Origin of the sequence: Rhodococcus sp. BH5, assembly GCF_027583855.1 — a bacterium.
GTDB classification, from domain to species: domain Bacteria; phylum Actinomycetota; class Actinomycetes; order Mycobacteriales; family Mycobacteriaceae; genus Rhodococcus_F; species Rhodococcus_F qingshengii.
This window is the reverse complement of record NZ_JAJHVW010000001.1, coordinates 576,659-592,694: the sequence shown is the minus strand read 5'-3', so window position 1 is coordinate 592,694 and position 16,036 is coordinate 576,659. Positions and strand designations below refer to the sequence as shown.

Here is a 16,036-nt window from a genome sequence, read left to right as displayed (position 1 = left end):
AGCTCAATGATGAAGTCCACACCGCCCCTCGCGATACGGAGTTGGCGACGATTCGTCGCCATCGCAGGGTTGCTGATCGTCGCACTCGTGGCGATGATCGGTTGCAGTAGCGATTCGAACGACGAACCGACCAAGGCTGCAGAGCCGACGACCCGCGTGATCGAAACCGAGAAGGGCTCGGTCACCGTGCCCGCGTCGGCGGAGCGCATCGTGGTTCTGAGCGGCGGTCTCGCCGGATACCTGTACGCCCTGGACGCACCGGTGGTTGCCACCGATACCCGCGTCCTCGGTGTCACGAACCTCGACGGTGGATTCCCGCCGGCTTGGGCGGACGCCGCAAAGGCGCAGGGCACCAAGGAATTGCCGGCCGGCGAGCAGCTCAACATCGAAGCCGTCGCGGCGGCTGAGCCTGACCTGATCATCGGCGGTGGCCAGGGAATCACCTCGGTTCAGTCCGAGGAACTCTACGATCAGCTCACTGCTATCGCACCCACCGTCTTGGTCCCCAAGACGGTCGCCGCGTGGGACAAGCAGCTCGAAATCGTCGCCGACGCGGCGGGCCGTTCCGACCAGGTTCCGGCACTGATGAGCGCATACGAGGACAAGGTCAAAGAGGTCAAGGGCAAGATCAAGGTTCCCGAGGGCAACGTCGTCTACTTCCTCTCGGTCTCGAGCAACAAGCCGTACCTCGTTCCGCCGACGGCCGCGCTGCCCGCGATGCTCGCCGAGCTCGGTTTCAAGGCCGACGACGTCATGGCCAAGGCCGGCAACCCGCAGCTCTTCGGCTCGGGTGACTCGTTCGAGGTCAGCCCGGAACTGCTCTCGCAGGTCGCCGATGCTCCTGTCGCCTTTGTGATTCCGGTGTCCGGTCGCCCGATGGCCGAACTTGCCACCGATCCGCTTTACTCGCAGTTGCCGTCCTTCAAGGCAGGCACGACGTTCGAGCTCCCCGCCAGCAGCTACCGTCCTGACTACGACGGCGCAATGGCTACCCTCGACCTGATCGGCCAGACCTTCGCATGACTCGATTCGGTGGGCTGGTGATCGATGTTTCACCCTTGCGGACCAGCCGTCCCTTCAGGTACGCCTTTTCCGCGCGATTGATCTCGCTGCTCGGGATCGGACTGCTCGTCGTAGCCGTCCCCGCGCAGACGTACCAGCTCACCGGCTCGACCTTGCAGGTTGCCGGAGTGTCCACGGCGATGGCCATCGCCATGTTCTTCGGCAGCCTGTTCGGCGGCGTGCTCGCTGACCGTTACGATCGGCGACGCACCATCCAGTTGGCCCGCAGTGCTGCGGGTCTCGGCTTTGTCATTCTCGGGTGCAATGCGCTCTTGCCACACCCGTCGATGTGGGTCATCTACGTCGCGGCAGCTGTCGACGGCTTGGCCGGCGGTGTCAGCAGCTCGGCCTTGATGGCTTTGATGCCGACGTTGTTGCCGCGCAACAAGATGGCTGCGGCCGGCGCTTTGGTAGCGCTGACCACCGACATCGGGACGATGATCTCGCCGGCAATCGCCGGCGTGATCATCGCCTCCGGCGGCATTCCCGCGACATACTTTGTTGCTGCGGTGGCCACCGCAGCAACTGTCACGTTGTTCCAAGCCATCGGCCCTTCCCCTGCACCGGGCACGAATCACGAAAGCCCGATGCGCGCGCTGGTGACCGGCGTGAAATTCGCCGGCACGCACACAGTCATTCGCGGCATCCTGATCAGCGGTCTGTTGGTCATGTTCGTCAGCGGGCCGATGGTGTTGCTGCCTGCCTTCGTCGACCAGGTCCTCGGCGGCGGACCCACCATGCTCGGTCTGCTCTACGGCGCCCCCGCTGTCGGCGCTGTGGTCGGTTCCCTCACCAGCGGTTGGACCGGACGAGTCCACCGCAACGGCGCCGCGATGTTGATCTCTGTTGCGCTGATGCCTCTCGGCCTGGTGGTACTGGGTGCGTCGGGAGCAGCGATTGTCGCGTTCCTGGGCCTGGCCGGATTCGGCCTCGGCCGCGCACTCAACGACATTCTGAGATTTGCAGTCCTTCAACAGAACACTCCGGACGAATTGCGCGGACGCGTGTCCAGTCTGTGGATGGTGCAAGCCGTCACGGGTACGGCGATCGGTTCGATGGCAGCCGGGTTCCTCGGGCAGTGGCTCGAGCCTGGCGCCGCGCTACTGGTCTTGGGGCTCGCCGGTGTGACACTGGGCCTGGTGCTCCTGGCAGCATTGGGTTCGGTGCGCCGGGTAACTTCGGAGATCAACGAAGTCGATCTCTCCGAAAACACTGTGCCGGTGGGGAATGCTCCGCCGGAAAAGGAAGGTAGTTCATGAACCGAGGAGACCACCTCGCGACCATCGCCGAAGTTCTGGCGGGAACCACCGGCGCAAAAGTGCCGTACCCCATCGGCATTCGCGAACTCGAAGTTGTTCGCAGCGAAATGGTCGGGACCGGACTGTTGCGTCTGACCTTGGGTGGACCGGAGTTGGCGGGCTTCGAATCGCACGCTCCCGACGAGCATGTTCGCCTGGTCTACCCGGATGCAGACGGAACTTTACGTCTACCCGAACGCGACGGATTCAGCCTGAAGTGGCCTCGTCCATTGCCGATCTCGCGTGAGTACACCGTCCGTCGATACGACGCCGAGGCGGGGGAGCTGGACCTCGACTTCGCGCTCCACGAAGGTGGGTACGCCTCTGATTGGGCTCAGGCGGCCACCGTCGGCACTCGGGTGCACGTGGCAGGTCCGCCCGGTGGCGTCGTGGTTCCGTGGACGTACGACCGCTATCTGCTGGCCGGTGACATCACCGCCCTTCCTGCCATTGCTCGTTGGCTCGAGATGATGCCCGCTGCTGCCGCCGGGTGGGTGTTCGTCGAGATCACCGACCCTTCACAGGAAATCGAACTCACTGTTCCGGAAGGCGTCGAGGTGCGATGGCTGCACCGCGGTGACGTCCCAGCCGGTCACTCGGATCTGCTCGAGCAGGCAGTACGGACGGTCACCGTGCCCGAAGGTGAGCGTGTCTACGCCTGGATCTCCGGTGAGGCCACCAGTCTCAAGCCCATTCGCAGATTCGTGCGCGACGAACTCGGCCTGAGTTCGGGCGACCACCTGATCACGGGCTACTGGAAGCGCGGAGTCGCAGACTTCGACGAGGACGACGACGACCACTGAACATCGGTTGATGCCGGTTTCGGCATCGTCACCGCGACAACGAGTCCGACAATCGCAACGATTGCCGCCACTCCGAAAGCTGTGGCGAATGCCGAGTGCTGGGGAAGGCCGCCGGATGAAGTCGCGCTCGCGATGATCCCGGCGGCAATTTGGGTTCCCACAGCAGAACCCAGCGATCTGGCGATCGTGACTATTGCCGTCGTGACACCTACGCGGTCTGCCGGTGCGCTGTCGGCGGAGATGACGAACACTGCCGTCGACGCGGCGGCAACGCCGGTACCCGCAAGGATCAGCACCACAACGATCTGCCACATCGTTGTTGCAAAGACGCCGACGGCGCCGCTCAGGCCGAGGAAGGCAACTCCCGCTACCGCAATGGCTTTCGTGCCGACCCGTTGTGCGAGCTTTCCGGAGATCACCGACGCGATGACCGTTGCGCCGTAGCCGACGCACAGCAGGAAGCCGATGGCGCTGGTCGACGCACCGCGGCCGAATCCGCTCTCTGCCGGCACGGCGAGTTGTTGCGGAAGTAGATAGACAACAGCGCCGTAGGTGAACCCGAAAACCACGCCGACGACCACGGCGCTCCACATCGAACGATGCCGCATCATCGTCAGGTCGACCATCGGCTCGGTTGTCCGGCTCTGATACCTGGCCCAGATCGCGAACACGGCAGCGGAAGCGAGAAGCAGCAGCATCGACGTCGGTGCGCCCCACCCGTTGCTCGATGCGCTCGCCAGCCACGCCGTCAGCGTCAACAATCCCAGAGCCAATCCGCCCGCTCCCGGCCAATCAAGTCGGCCGCCGACGTTCGACATGTGATCTCGTGGTGTGCTCACGGCAAAAGCAATTGCGCCGAGCAAAACGAACGCGGTCGGAACTGCATACATCGCGGTGCGTGAGACGTTTTCCGCCACCGGTCCCGCCAGCACGACTCCCAGAGCGCCGCCGGCCACTACGACAGCCCCGAGCAAACCCGTGGCCGTCTTCAGTCGGTCCGAGGACAAAGTGCGTCGTAGGACCACGAAGCTCACGGGAAGCAACCCGAGTCCGAATCCCTGGAGAAATTGGCCGAGGACGAACAGCGGGAAGATCGTTGCGAGAGCGGACACGCTGCCGCCCAGGACAACGATTGTCGTGATCGCGAGCAAGGTGGGGCGGGCGCCGTACACGTCGGCTATTCGCCCGGCCATCGGCGTGACGAGGACAGTGCTCAACGTCAGAGCGACGGATGCGAGCGCTCCGACGTCGGCCGTCACTCCGAAGTCTCTCTGTATCAGGGGGAGTGCGGGGACGATGATGCTTTCGAGCGCGGCCACGGCAGCGATCAGCAGGGTCAGGCTTGCGATAGTTGCTACCGGTCGCGGCTGATTGCCGGAGACGCTCTCTGTGGTCATCGTGCTCTCTTTCGATCGGGGAGTGAGGAGCTTATGGACGCGACGAAACGCCGCCCCTCCAAGAGCCCGGAAGGGTTGTGGCACTGGATATATCGGGCTGTGAAGTAGACCGTCTCTTTATTTCGTTACGCGTACCGTTATTGTGGAGAAATGTAATCGGATTCAGCGCACAAAGCAAGAGTCGGATGGGGTGGAAATGGTGTCATGTATCGCCAGATCGCAACGGGCAGACTTTTGCTGCCACCGTCAGTCGGTGTCAGGTGATGTGACGATGGGGCTCATTTCTCGATGAGCATGACGCTGGTCACCAAAATGCTTCTCCGAGCAGGGAGTTCATCTGCCGGACACATCCAAGGTCCCCGTTTGAATGCCGGGTTTGTTAGCTTTCTGCCTGTGACGCGACGTCACGGAAAGTTCACGAATCACGGAGGATCATCATGGGTTCTATTTCAACGATCATCGGAATCTTCGAGCTCTACAAGCTTCTCGAGCCGCTGCTGAGCTCGCTGAGCTGATTCAGGTGTGATTTCGCTGTCGAGCCGGGGCGCCGAGGGACTCGGCTCGACAGCGGATCTCGAGGATCCGGCGCGATCAGGACCCGTGGAACGGATGTCGGCACCGGCAGAATTCCATCGCTCCGGTGTAGTGGTCCATCACCAGGATTTCTGCACACCGAGCGGGCTGCGGTGCGAACCTGAGGCAGCGCTCGATCCACCCACGCTCCAGCGAAGGGGCGGGGTGCGCGCAGTTCCCGCATCGGCCGGGACGTTCGGCGACACGTACGGAACCGTGGTGCTCCGGGGGCATGCCAAACATCTTGGTGGTGCGATGTTTCCAGGGCAATGGTTCGGCTCGAGCGGAAGCTATGTCACGAAAGCCCGGCGGCGATATGCGAGGACCGAACCCGTTGAGCTGCGCTACCTGGATCCCTGATAATCCGATTGCCCAGACTGAGTTTTTTGGTGCAAGTTGCGGCTACTGCGCTGACGCCCAGAAATTCTCGGACTATCTGGGCAACGATCATGCGGTGGTAACCGCGAACAGAATCCGATCCGGCTCGCGTTGCATACGGGTGATCGCGACGCGGCCCCCGATCCAAGCACCAAGTGCACCGATCGCAACAGCGACAGGGATGGCGGAATAGTTCACCGGGTTCGGTAGCAGCGCCCCTAGTAGCACGCCGGGCGCCGTTGTCGCGGCGAAGATGACGATGGCGAGGATGATCAGTCCGAAGGACGAGCCGTTGAAGGATCCGCGGGTGTTGAGGGAGAACGTCTTCTTCATCTCCGGGACCGGGTAGGGGGCTTTGGCGGAGATCGCTACTGCCAGTCCTGCACCGACTCCCATCATCGAAATGCCGACGGCGAGCGGCACGGCCAGTCGGTCGGTCCCGAGGTCCCCGAAGATCCGTACAGCAGCTGTTGCGACGACCACGAAGGGTGTCATCACGATCGCCCACGCGATTTGTCGGCCCCGGACGTCAGCGGCAGCGGCTTCGGGGATCATCACCAGATGCCAGATCGATGCGCCGTCGAATCCGTACAGATTCGATCCGGCTGCCATTGCCAGGTAGATCAGGAACCAGGCACCCCATGCGGCGGAGAAGGGGATCGATGACGAGATCAGCGGTCCGAAGCCGGAGACCAAGGTCATGATGGCAACGGAGAGCAGTTGTGTTCGTCGGCGCATGTCTCCGTGCCAGAGCGAAAGCTCGCGAGAGATGACGGTGCCCAGTCGGGATGCGCGCCAACCGGTTCGAATGTCGCGGCCCTGGTTCTTCAATTGCACGGAAGTGGCGCCCGCTGATTCTGCGACCTTCCCGTTGAAGTAGCGAACGACCAGGCGTTGCCATGACCACAGCAGTGCGAGATCGACCAGCACCAGGGCGAGGACTGCTCCGGCGGCGAGGAGCCAGGCGCCTCCTGCTGCTGCGTCGACACTGGTGATTCCCCACGCGAACGGGATCGAATGCGCGACCGTGAGCGGCCACGTGACGTCGCCGTCCACGACCGTGCCGAGGCGACTCTGCAGCGGAAATTGCAGCAGATACAGTCCGCCGAAGAACGTGCCGAATGCCAACAGTCCCAGTTCGCGGCTGCGACGACTCCGCAGGAGCTGCGACATCGCCAGCATCGCGACCCGTGAGGTGCCGACAATGAGCAGGACCGTTGCGGGCCAAGCGATAATGGCCAATGGCAGTGCGGCAGGGTGGTGTGTAGCGGCATAAATTGGAATCGCTGCTGCAGCCAACGCGGTAATCGGCACGGTCATACCGACCAGCGACGTCGAGAACAGTGCTCTGGCGAGTCGGACGGGTTCCAGGGGGAGTAGTTGGAAATGTCTGGGGTGAAGATTGTCATCTGACAGACCAGACATGATCGGCATCAAGATCCACATCACGCCGATAGCCGAAAGTGCGAGACTGGTTGTGCCGCTGACGAGATCGGGGGAAACACCGTTCTTTCCCGAAGCTCGTAGGCACAGTAGCGCTGCCCCCAGAACCCCGAACAACGCTGCAATGACCTTGATTACAGCTCTTCCACCGGTGAACTGACGTTTGTAGAGGGTCATGCGCATGCGGAGAACAGTGCGCCACACAGAGACCGACGGGTTCCAGTGTGTCGGTGAAAAGCTGGTGGTGGTCATGCGCGCATCCATGACAGTCCGTCGGGACTGGGACTGCGGCTACCGACAAGGCGAACGAATGCCTCGTCGAGAGTGTTGCCTGCGCGCACCTCGTCGACCGTTCCTGAAGCCACGACGCGACCGTCTGCGATGACTCCGATGTGAGTACACAGTTGTTCGACAAGGGCCATCACGTGACTGGAAAGAATGACCGAGCCACCTGAGTGGACGAACGAGAGCAGAATGCTCCGAATTCCGGCCGAAGAAATGGGGTCGACAGCTTCGAACGGCTCATCCAGTACCAGTAAGCGAGGGCCGTGCAACAAGGCCGAGGCCAACCCGATTTTCTTCGTCATGCCCGCTGAATAATCGGCGATGACCGTTCCACCTGCATCGGCGAGATCGAGCGCGGCCAACAGTTCGTCGCGTCGTGACGCGATGACGTCCTCTGGCATACCGCGCAGTCGCCCGAAATAGGTGAGTAGTTCATGACCGGTGAACTGGGCGGGTAGCGCCAAACCGTCGGGTAGGACGCCGAGCAGACTCTTCGCTGCCACAGGGTCGTTCCACACGTCGTAGCCGTACACCAGGCTGCGACCGTAGTGCGGGCGAAGCAATCCGACAGCCATCGACAATGTGGTCGTTTTTCCCGCACCATTCGGGCCAACCAGTCCGAACAACGAACCTGAGGGCACCGCAAGAGAAAGGTCGTTCACAGCAACTTTCGCGCCGAACGCCATGCAGAGGTGTTCCACTTGCAAAGCCATCGGTCCGGGAGGTAACTGTCCTGTCTCGGGGAGAGGGTGCATCGATCGAGGGTAACTGTCCGGAGCCATGTGCGCGGAGACGGAGCGGAGCGATGCAGGCTGCGTGCACCGAATGTCATTCCTAGGTGGGGGTTGCGACATGAGTCGCTGGTTCGCAAGGGGAGCGGATGGCAGGAGTCGAACCTGCGTGGACGGTTTTGCAGACCGCTGCCTTGCCGCTCGGCCACACCCGCATTGATCCAATTATGTTCGTAGTGAACAACAGTCGCCACCATTGTGATCAGGGTGAGTTGATCGCCGTGTGACGGATCGCAGGGAGTGCGGGGGAAGTGCCGGGTCAGGCGCGGGAGAACACCGCGACCAGGAATTCGGAATCCTCCTTGAACGGGCGAAGATCCCACGTGGAGAGCAGCAGATCAGCCTCGAGGCCACTCGCGGTCGCGTCGGCGAGAAACTCGGGGAACTCGTAGCCACGGCCGGCACCGAATCCGATGACCACTCGGCCGCTCGGAGCGAGATGACGAGCAAATCCTGAAAATACTGCTTGCCTGGTGGACGGAGCGAGAAACGCCACCACGTTGCCTGCCGACACGATGACGTCGAAATCTGCCTCGACACCGCGGGCCGGCAGATCGAGTTCGGCGAGATCGCCGACAAGCCACGTCGGTCCGGGGTGGTCTTCTTCTGCGGCAGCGATGAGAACCGGGTCGACATCGACTCCGACAACCACATGCCCGACGTCGTGCAGATAACCGCCGAGTCGGCCAGGCCCGCACCCTGCATCGAGAACCCGGCCACCGCGTCCGAGCATCGCGTCGATCAAACGTGCTTCCCCGACAATGTCCTTGCCGTCCGCTCTCATGGAACGGAAACGCTCGACATATCGTGTGGAATGCGTCGAGTCGGCTGTAGTGATCTCTTCCCACTGGCTGGGGATGCGCTCGTTCGGGGCGTGTGCAGTCATCTTTCGAGGGTACCGACAGCTCACCGGGTGCCGACGACCGTCCCGTCTGCGGCATATCCGACGAGGGTTGGACGAGGGGACGTGAGCGACAGGGGAATCCATCCGTAGAAGCGGTCTTCGGCAAGAATTGTCGGATAGATATGGCCGTCTGCGGTGTGAAGTTCGGCTCGGACAGCACCTCCCGCCCCTGCGTCGTAGGTCGCCTCGTGCGGACCGGCCTCGTACCCGGCGCCGCCCCCGAATGAATCCGCGCCGTACAAGTCAATTGATCTGCAGCCGTGTCCGAGGCCGATGAATTTCGACGGACCAACCTTGTCGATGTCGGCTGACGCCTCGAAAACCGGGGCGACGCACCTCCAGCCATTGGCGCCGTGGGCGACAAAGACGCTGAACAAGGTTCCGTCAGGTCCGGGAATGGACCCGACCCGCTCGGCGGTGGACGGATCTATTCCGCCGTTGGTTCCCGGCATCGTCTGCCAACCCGAGTACATGTCGGTGAACGCTTTCGGCATCATCCCCGTGGCAGCGGCGCAGCCCACCACCACTGCTGCGCAGATCGCCGCGACGAGAACGATGGCACCGACGCGACGGCGTGGAGCCTTGGTTGCCCCAATGTTGTTTTCGGTAGCCATGATTCGGGTGCGTACGGCATCTTGGACGTTCTCGGGCCAGAGTTCGGCGGAAACCGTATCGCTCGGCCGCAGCTTCTCGAGCGTGGTCAGCAGATCTTTGGTCATGGGGTACTCCCGTGTTCGGCGGCAGCGCAAGGTCGGGCGGTGTTCATCGGGATTACGGTGACGGAATTTGAAGTCAACCCGGCGCGCAATCGACGCCGAGCGCGAAAGAGACGAACATGCATGGCCGGAACCGAACACCCAGCGACCCGCGCGGCTTCGGTGGCGGTCAACCCGTCCCAGGCAGTCAGGAGCAGGGCTTCACGTTCGGTGACGGTGAGTGTTGCCAGTGCTTCGAGCAGTTCCGTGCGTTCGGTGACAGTGACGTCGGCGCCCGGCGTCGATGCCGCAATCTGCTCGATGCGTCCCGTCTTCTCGGTGAGCGCGTCAAGGCGCCGAACGCTGCGACGGTTATTGTTCACGGTGTTTCGAGCCACCACCAACAGCCATGGAAGTGCCTGCTCGGGCACTTCGTCCAAGCGTCGCCAGGCAACGAGGAACGTCTCGGAGACAACCTCCTGCGCGCTGTGATGATCAACGTGGCGACAGGTATACGCGAACACCCGACCGGCGTAGGCGTCCCACAGGGCGGTGAACCGCTCTTCGCCGCTCGGCGGCGGTTGTTCCTCGGATTTCGGGGTCATATGAAGAGATGTCCGGCTGGTTGCTGATCCTTACAGCCTCTGAGCTAATGGACGGTTTGGCGTCTTACTCCGGCCGAGAACCCCCACTGTCAGAAGCAACAGAGCGAGGATGTACAGCGTCATGATCCAGATGCCCGCAGCGGCGGGCTGCCACTTGTTCGCCTGGCCGAGCAGGATGAGGGCGTCAGAGGTGAGGAACAGCGCGCCGCCGATACCGGTGATCGAGTTGTACGTCAGTGCGGTTGATGCGGTTCCCACCAGGATTGCGGCGTACACGGGGACGGCAATTCGAAGTTCAGGTTCGAGACCGGTCCAGGTGTACGACACAAGAGCGATCCCAGCGACGGTGTAAGCGTACAGAAACCATGGCCGCCTACGTATCTCCCGAAGAGCGCCGTGTGAGAGAAAGAATCGGATGAAGCAGAGGTGACCGATCGCGAAGGCTGCCATGCCGATGACAAACGTGGAGTCCCAGATCAGGAACAGGTCTCCGAAAGCACAGGCAATCAGTGCCGCAGCCACAACTCGAGGTCCGCGTCGGGCGACAACCCAGGCAGCCAGAATCGGAGCGAGCATGACCTTGGTGATCCCGTCCCAGGGCGCAGCATCAGCGGCATTGAGGATCAGATGGACAATCGCTACCGCTGAAAACCCGACAAACCATGGCGACCGGATGGTGCTCGGCAGTCCGGCGTCGCAATCAGATTCACGCATCGGCTCAGTGTAGGAAGTCCGCTGCACGCTCGGCGAGGTCGAGCGCCGGCTGGGGGAGTATGCCGAGGATGAGCGTGACACCGGCGCCGAGGCCGATCACACTGCTGGTCAGTGCACTCGGCACCACGACGGTCGGAGCGTCTGCGGCCGATTCGGTGAAGAACATCAACACGATCACTCGCACGTAGAAGTACGCGGCGATCGCGCTGCACAGGACGCCGACTATCACGAGAGGTGCGGCGCCACCCTCGGCGGCCGCGCTGAACACGGCGAACTTTCCGATGAACCCACTGGTCAAAGGGATCCCGGCGAAAGCCAACAGGAACAGTGCAAACACAACTCCGACCAGCGGTGAGCGCCGGCCCAATCCGGCCCAGCGCGAGAGCGTCGCGACCTCACCGTCTGCGTCTCGAACCAGACTCACGACTGCGAACGCGCCCACTGTGCTGAATCCGTAAGCCAGAAGGTAGAACATCGCCGAGGCCAGGCCGGCGTCCGAATCCGCAACCACAGCGGTCAGAATGAATCCGGTGTGCGCGATGGCCGAATACGCGAGCATCCGCTTCATGTCGGTTTGCGTCACAGCGACGATCGATCCGACAACCATCGTGAGAACCGCGACCGCCCACATCAGTGGACGCCAGTTCACGTACTCGTTGGGCAGAGCCACATAGAAGACACGAAGGATGGCACCGAATGCGGCGATCTTGGTCGCAGTAGCCATGAAACTGGTGATCGGCGTCGGCGCCCCTTGATAGACGTCGGGAATCCACGAATGGAACGGCACGGCACCGACTTTGAACAGTAATCCCACGGCCACGAGTGCTGTCCCGAGCCACAGGAAGGCGTCGGTACCCGACCCGCTGCGAGCTGCGTCGGCGATACCGGAGAGCGTGACCGTCCCGGCATAGCCGTACAGCAACGCAATTCCGAAAACGAAGAACGCCGACGAAAATGCCCCGAGCAGAAAGTACTTGAGCGCAGCTTCCTGGGAGAGCAGGCGACGTCGGCGTGCCAGACCACACAGCAGATACAGAGGCAGTGAGAACACTTCGAGCGCAACGAACATCGTCAGCAGATCGTTGGACGCGGGAAAGAGGAGCATGCCGCCGACAGCGAAGAGGGTGAGCGGAAAGACCTCGGTCTGGGCGATACCGACCTTGACCGCTTCTTGTTCCGCAACACTTCCGGGGACGCTCGACGCTTGAGGGGTGAAACCGCCGAGCGCGTCGTGTTGCGCGATCACCTCGGCGGTGTTGCCCGAGCCTCGCTCGGCGATCAGCAGTACTGCGGGGATCGACACGAGAAGGATCGTGGCCTGCAGGAAAAGGGTCGAACCGTCGACCGCTACAGAACCCATCATCGCCGTCGACCGCGTGCCGGCGAGCAGAAGCACTGCCACGAATGCGGCCGCCAAGCCTGCGACACCGAGGACGAGTTGCACGGGGTATCGAAAACGCCGGGGTGCAAATGCCTCGATGAGTACGCCCACAACCGCAACACCGAACACGATCAACATTGGCGAGAGCAAGCTGTATTCGACACTGGGTGACGCCGTGCCGGCTGAGCCGAGGATGGTCACGTCGTTGAAGGAACTCATTTGTGGGCACCTCCTTCGTGGTCGGCGACGAGCGGGGTCGGAGCCTCGTCGACGACCGTATGGCTCACTGCAGGAGTGATGACGTCCAAGGCAGGCTTGGGGTAGATGCCGAGAAGCAACAGGAGTGCGATCAGAGGGGCGACCACCACGAGTTCGCGTCGAGCGAGGTCGCGGATCGTTCCCTGCTCTTCCTTCACAGGTCCGCCCATCATGCGCTGGTAGAGCCAGAGTATGTAGATCGCGGACAGGACAAGCGCGGCAGTCGCCGCGACAGCGGCCACGTGGTATCGCGAGTACGTCCCGATCAGCACCAGGAACTCACTGACGAACGGCGCGAGACCCGGCAGCGACAGCGTTGCCAACCCCGCAACGAGGAATGTGCCGGCAAGTACGGGTGCAACTTTCTGGACGCCGCCGTACGCCGCGATCGATCGAGTACCTCGCTGCGAGACGAGGAATCCCGCAATCAAGAACAGAGCCGCAGTGGAGACTCCGTGATTGACCATGTACAGCGCGGAACCCGCCTGGCTCTGGCTGGTCATCGCGAAGATTCCGAGAATGATGAAGCCGAAGTGCGAAATCGACGTGTAGGCGATCAGTCTCATGACGTCTGTTTGCGCGATCGCCAGTATTGCGCCGTAGACGATCCCGATAACGGCGAGCGTGATGATCCACGGTGCAAAAGTCGACGACGACTCCGGGAACAGCTGCAGGCAGTAGCGAATCATCGCGAACGTGCCCACCTTGTCCACGACCGCCATCATCAACACTGCTGTCGACGGAGTCGATTCCACCGCGGAGTCCGGCAACCAACTGTGCAGCGGCCAGAGCGGTGCTTTCACCGCGAACGCGAACATGAATCCGAGGAACAAGGCGTTGAGCACCCCGGGTCCAACACCGAGTTCACCGCTGTTTGCCGCTGAGGCGATCGCCCGGAAGTCGAAAGTGCCACTGGCGAAGGGACTCTCGTCGCGCGTGGTGACCACGTACAGGCCGATGACTGCAGCGAGCATGACCAGGCCGCCGAGGAGGTTGTAGAGCAGAAACTTCACGGCTGCGCGAGATCTGCCCACTCCGCCGAACCCGCCGATGAGGAAATACATCGGTATCAGCATTGCCTCGAAGAAAATGTAGAACAAGAGAATGTCCAAGGCGCTGAACGAAATCATCACCATGGACTCGACAACAAGGATCAGCGCGAAATAGGTGTGCGGCATTCTCTTGGGTGATTCCGCGTCTGCCGGGACGTCGTTCCAGCCCGCGATCAGTAGTAATGGCACCAGCACTGCGGTGAGAAGAACCAGAACGAGTGCAATCCCGTCGAGTCCGAGTGTGTAGCTGGTGCCGAAAGCCGGTATCCAGCTGTGGCTTTCGACAAATTGAAATTGTTCGCCGCCGCGGTCGAACGCAACTCCGAGAACGGCGGCGACCACCAGGACTGCCACGGACACAGCCAATGCGAGAGACTTCGCAAATTGGTACGACCGTGCCGGCAGAGCGAGGACTACACCCGCTCCGATGAGCGGAAGCAACCAGAGCACCGTCAGCGCGGGGAAGCCGGTATTGGTCACAGAGTCGCTCACCGCCGCTTCGATCACCACAGTGTCACCGCCATCATTGTCGCGACCACGAGTGTTGCTCCGACAAACATCACCAGCGCGTACGAGCGAACAAACCCGGTCTGTAGCTTCCGCGTGAGCGCGGACAGCCCGGTGACGACCACCGCAAAGCTGCCCACGACGCCGCCTATTCCCTTGGTGTCGAACACTTCCAACGACTTCATGAGTTGTTGTCCAGGCTTCATGAACACCGTCTCGTTGAAGGCGTCACCGTACAGATCGCGGCGAGCCGCACCGGTCAACGGTGAAACCGGAGTCGGTGCCACAAGTGGAATCTCCCGGGTGGCGTACTCGCGATACGCAATCGCGACGCCGGCGGCAACTGCGAGCAGCGCCAGCGCGGTGATCGACCATGCGGGTATCTGCGGTTCGACGTGATGTGAGCCGACAACCGGTTCGAGCCAGTTCTGCAAGCTGGACCCGATGGTCAGGAGCATCCCGGCGCCGACGGACCCCACCGCCAGGATGATCATCGGAGACGTCATCACCGCCGGAGATTCGTGAGGTTTCTGGTTCTCCCAGCGGGCCTTCCCGAAGAAGGTCATCAGCATCACGCGGCTCATGTAGAAGGCAGTGAGGGCGGCACCCAACAGGGTGACGATGCCCAGCACAACACCCTTGACGCCACCCTCGCCGATCGCAACCTCGATGATCTTGTCCTTGGAGAAGAACCCGGCAAACGGCGGAACACCGATGATGGCAAGGTATCCGAGCCCGAACGTGACAAAAGTCAGTGGCATGAACGCTCGGAGCCCGCCGTAGCGCCGCATGTCGGTTTCGTCGTTCATCGCGTGCATCACCGAACCCGCACCGAGGAACAGGCCTGCCTTGAAGAATCCGTGGGTGATCAGATGAAGGATTGCGAAGGCGTATCCAGCTGGTCCGAGACCCGCTGCCAGGACCATGTATCCGATCTGACTCATGGTCGATGCGGCGAGCGCTTTCTTGATGTCGTCCTTCGCGCAGCCGATGATCGCACCGAACAGCAGCGTCACGGCACCGACGATGACAACCACGAGCTGAGCGTCGGGTGCGAGATCGAAGATCGGATTGGAGCGCACGATCAGGTAGACGCCGGCCGTGACCATCGTGGCCGCGTGAATCAGAGCCGAGACGGGGGTGGGGCCCTCCATCGCGTCGCCGAGCCACGACTGCAGTGGCACCTGCGCGGACTTCGCGCATGCAGCGAGGAGGAGCATCAGGCCGATCGCCGTCAGGACACCTTCGCTTGCACCAGACGCGTCGGCGAAGACGCTGCTGAACGAGAGCGAGCCGAACGTGCTGAACATCAACATCATCGCGATCATCAATCCGATGTCGCCCACCCGATTGACGACAAAAGCCTTCTTGGCAGCGGTCGCCGCCGACGGCTTGTGCTGCCAGAAACCGATCAGCAGGTACGACGCCAAACCGACGCCTTCCCAGCCGACGTAGAGCCCGAGGAAGTTGTCGGCGAGCACGAGGAGCAGCATCGCAGCGAGGAAGAGATTGAGGTAGGCGAAGAACTTACGACGCTCGGGGTCGTGCGCCATGTAGCCGACCGAGTAGATGTGGATCAGCGAACCTACACCGGTGATGAGCAGGACGAAACAGATCGACAGTTGATCAAGCTGCAGTCCGAACTCGACCTGAAGACTGTCGACCGGGACCCAACTGAACAGGTGCTCGGTGACGGTGCGGTCGGCGGTGTCGCGGCCGAGCATGGCGATGAAAAACACCACTGCGACGACAAACGACGCGAGTGTCATGACGCAGGCGAATAGGTGGCCCCACGCGTTCGTGCGACGACCCGCCAGCAACAGGACAGCGGCGCCGCACAGGGGCAGGGCGGGGAGCAACCAGATGGCGGACGTGATTCCTCCTGACATG

The 16,036-nt window shown here is 62.1% G+C and carries 14 protein-coding genes and 1 tRNA gene; 4 read left to right on the top strand and 11 right to left on the bottom strand.

The window, feature by feature from the left end; all coding sequences use genetic code 11:
- Window positions 1–9 precede the first annotated feature (9 nt).
- Genes RhoBH5_RS02660 through RhoBH5_RS02650 form a run of 3 tightly spaced genes read left to right on the top strand, consistent with a single transcriptional unit; the run spans window position 10 to window position 3,163 of the window.
- Window positions 10–1,023 carry a Fe2+-enterobactin ABC transporter substrate-binding protein gene (locus RhoBH5_RS02660; protein ID WP_003942170.1) on the top strand — a complete coding sequence of 338 codons (1,014 nt, stop codon included), beginning with the start codon at window positions 10–12 and terminating at the stop codon, window positions 1,021–1,023.
- Window positions 1,020–2,321, top strand: coding sequence for an enterobactin transporter EntS (entS, locus tag RhoBH5_RS02655; RefSeq protein WP_007735127.1), 1,302 nt, complete (start codon window positions 1,020–1,022; stop codon window positions 2,319–2,321). Before RhoBH5_RS02660 ends, entS begins: the two co-directional genes overlap by 4 nt.
- Window positions 2,318–3,163, top strand: a complete 846-nt coding sequence (locus RhoBH5_RS02650; RefSeq protein WP_047271424.1) for a siderophore-interacting protein — start codon at window positions 2,318–2,320, stop codon at window positions 3,161–3,163. Before entS ends, RhoBH5_RS02650 begins: the two co-directional genes overlap by 4 nt.
- On the opposite strand, the gene RhoBH5_RS02645 is transcribed toward RhoBH5_RS02650, so the two are convergent.
- On the bottom strand, window positions 3,112–4,560 hold the full coding sequence (locus tag RhoBH5_RS02645; RefSeq protein WP_270007921.1) for an MFS transporter: 1,449 nt from the start codon (window positions 4,558–4,560) through the stop codon (window positions 3,112–3,114). The genes RhoBH5_RS02650 and RhoBH5_RS02645 overlap by 52 nt on opposite strands.
- A gap of 522 nt (window positions 4,561–5,082) precedes the next feature.
- On the opposite strand from RhoBH5_RS02645, the gene RhoBH5_RS02640 reads away from it, so the two are divergent.
- Window positions 5,083–5,493 (top strand): hypothetical protein, encoded by a 411-nt coding sequence (locus RhoBH5_RS02640; protein ID WP_064112776.1) that lies wholly within the window; start codon window positions 5,083–5,085, stop codon window positions 5,491–5,493.
- Between the two features lie 87 nt (window positions 5,494–5,580).
- Here the strand turns inward: RhoBH5_RS02640 and RhoBH5_RS02635 are convergent, their stop codons facing one another.
- The 10 genes from RhoBH5_RS02635 to nuoL all read right to left on the bottom strand — a co-directional run bounded on the left by RhoBH5_RS02635 (window position 5,581) and on the right by nuoL (window position 16,035).
- Window positions 5,581–7,206, bottom strand: coding sequence for an ABC transporter permease (locus RhoBH5_RS02635; RefSeq protein ID WP_230359802.1), 1,626 nt, complete (start codon window positions 7,204–7,206; stop codon window positions 5,581–5,583).
- Window positions 7,203–7,994: an ABC transporter ATP-binding protein gene (locus RhoBH5_RS02630; RefSeq protein WP_051649609.1), complete on the bottom strand. Its 792-nt coding sequence runs from the start codon at window positions 7,992–7,994 to the stop codon at window positions 7,203–7,205. The genes RhoBH5_RS02635 and RhoBH5_RS02630 overlap by 4 nt, the downstream gene beginning before the upstream one ends.
- Before the next feature lie 120 nt (window positions 7,995–8,114).
- Window positions 8,115–8,185, bottom strand: a tRNA-Cys gene (locus tag RhoBH5_RS02625).
- A 104-nt stretch (window positions 8,186–8,289) separates the two neighbouring features.
- Window positions 8,290–8,916 (bottom strand): class I SAM-dependent methyltransferase, encoded by a 627-nt coding sequence (locus tag RhoBH5_RS02620; protein WP_270007920.1) that lies wholly within the window; start codon window positions 8,914–8,916, stop codon window positions 8,290–8,292.
- Between the two features lie 20 nt (window positions 8,917–8,936).
- Window positions 8,937–9,653, bottom strand: a complete 717-nt coding sequence (locus RhoBH5_RS02615) for a hypothetical protein (protein ID WP_042922610.1) — start codon at window positions 9,651–9,653, stop codon at window positions 8,937–8,939.
- On the bottom strand, window positions 9,650–10,234 hold the full coding sequence (locus RhoBH5_RS02610; RefSeq protein WP_270007919.1) for an RNA polymerase sigma factor: 585 nt from the start codon (window positions 10,232–10,234) through the stop codon (window positions 9,650–9,652). Before RhoBH5_RS02610 ends, RhoBH5_RS02615 begins: the two co-directional genes overlap by 4 nt.
- 30 nt (window positions 10,235–10,264) lie before the next feature.
- On the bottom strand, window positions 10,265–10,948 hold the full coding sequence (locus RhoBH5_RS02605; protein WP_042922662.1) for a lysoplasmalogenase: 684 nt from the start codon (window positions 10,946–10,948) through the stop codon (window positions 10,265–10,267).
- Between the two features lie 4 nt (window positions 10,949–10,952).
- Complete coding sequence (gene nuoN / locus RhoBH5_RS02600) at window positions 10,953–12,548, bottom strand: NADH-quinone oxidoreductase subunit NuoN (protein WP_270007918.1); 1,596 nt, start codon at window positions 12,546–12,548, stop codon at window positions 10,953–10,955.
- The gene (locus RhoBH5_RS02595) at window positions 12,545–14,149 is read right to left on the bottom strand and encodes an NADH-quinone oxidoreductase subunit M (protein WP_215515873.1); all 1,605 of its coding nucleotides are present in this window, start codon (window positions 14,147–14,149) and stop codon (window positions 12,545–12,547) included. The genes nuoN and RhoBH5_RS02595 overlap by 4 nt, the downstream gene beginning before the upstream one ends.
- Entirely contained in the window at window positions 14,143–16,035 is a 1,893-nt protein-coding gene (nuoL, locus tag RhoBH5_RS02590) for an NADH-quinone oxidoreductase subunit L (RefSeq protein WP_270007917.1), read from the bottom strand. Before nuoL ends, RhoBH5_RS02595 begins: the two co-directional genes overlap by 7 nt.
- Window position 16,036: the final 1 nt, after the last annotated feature.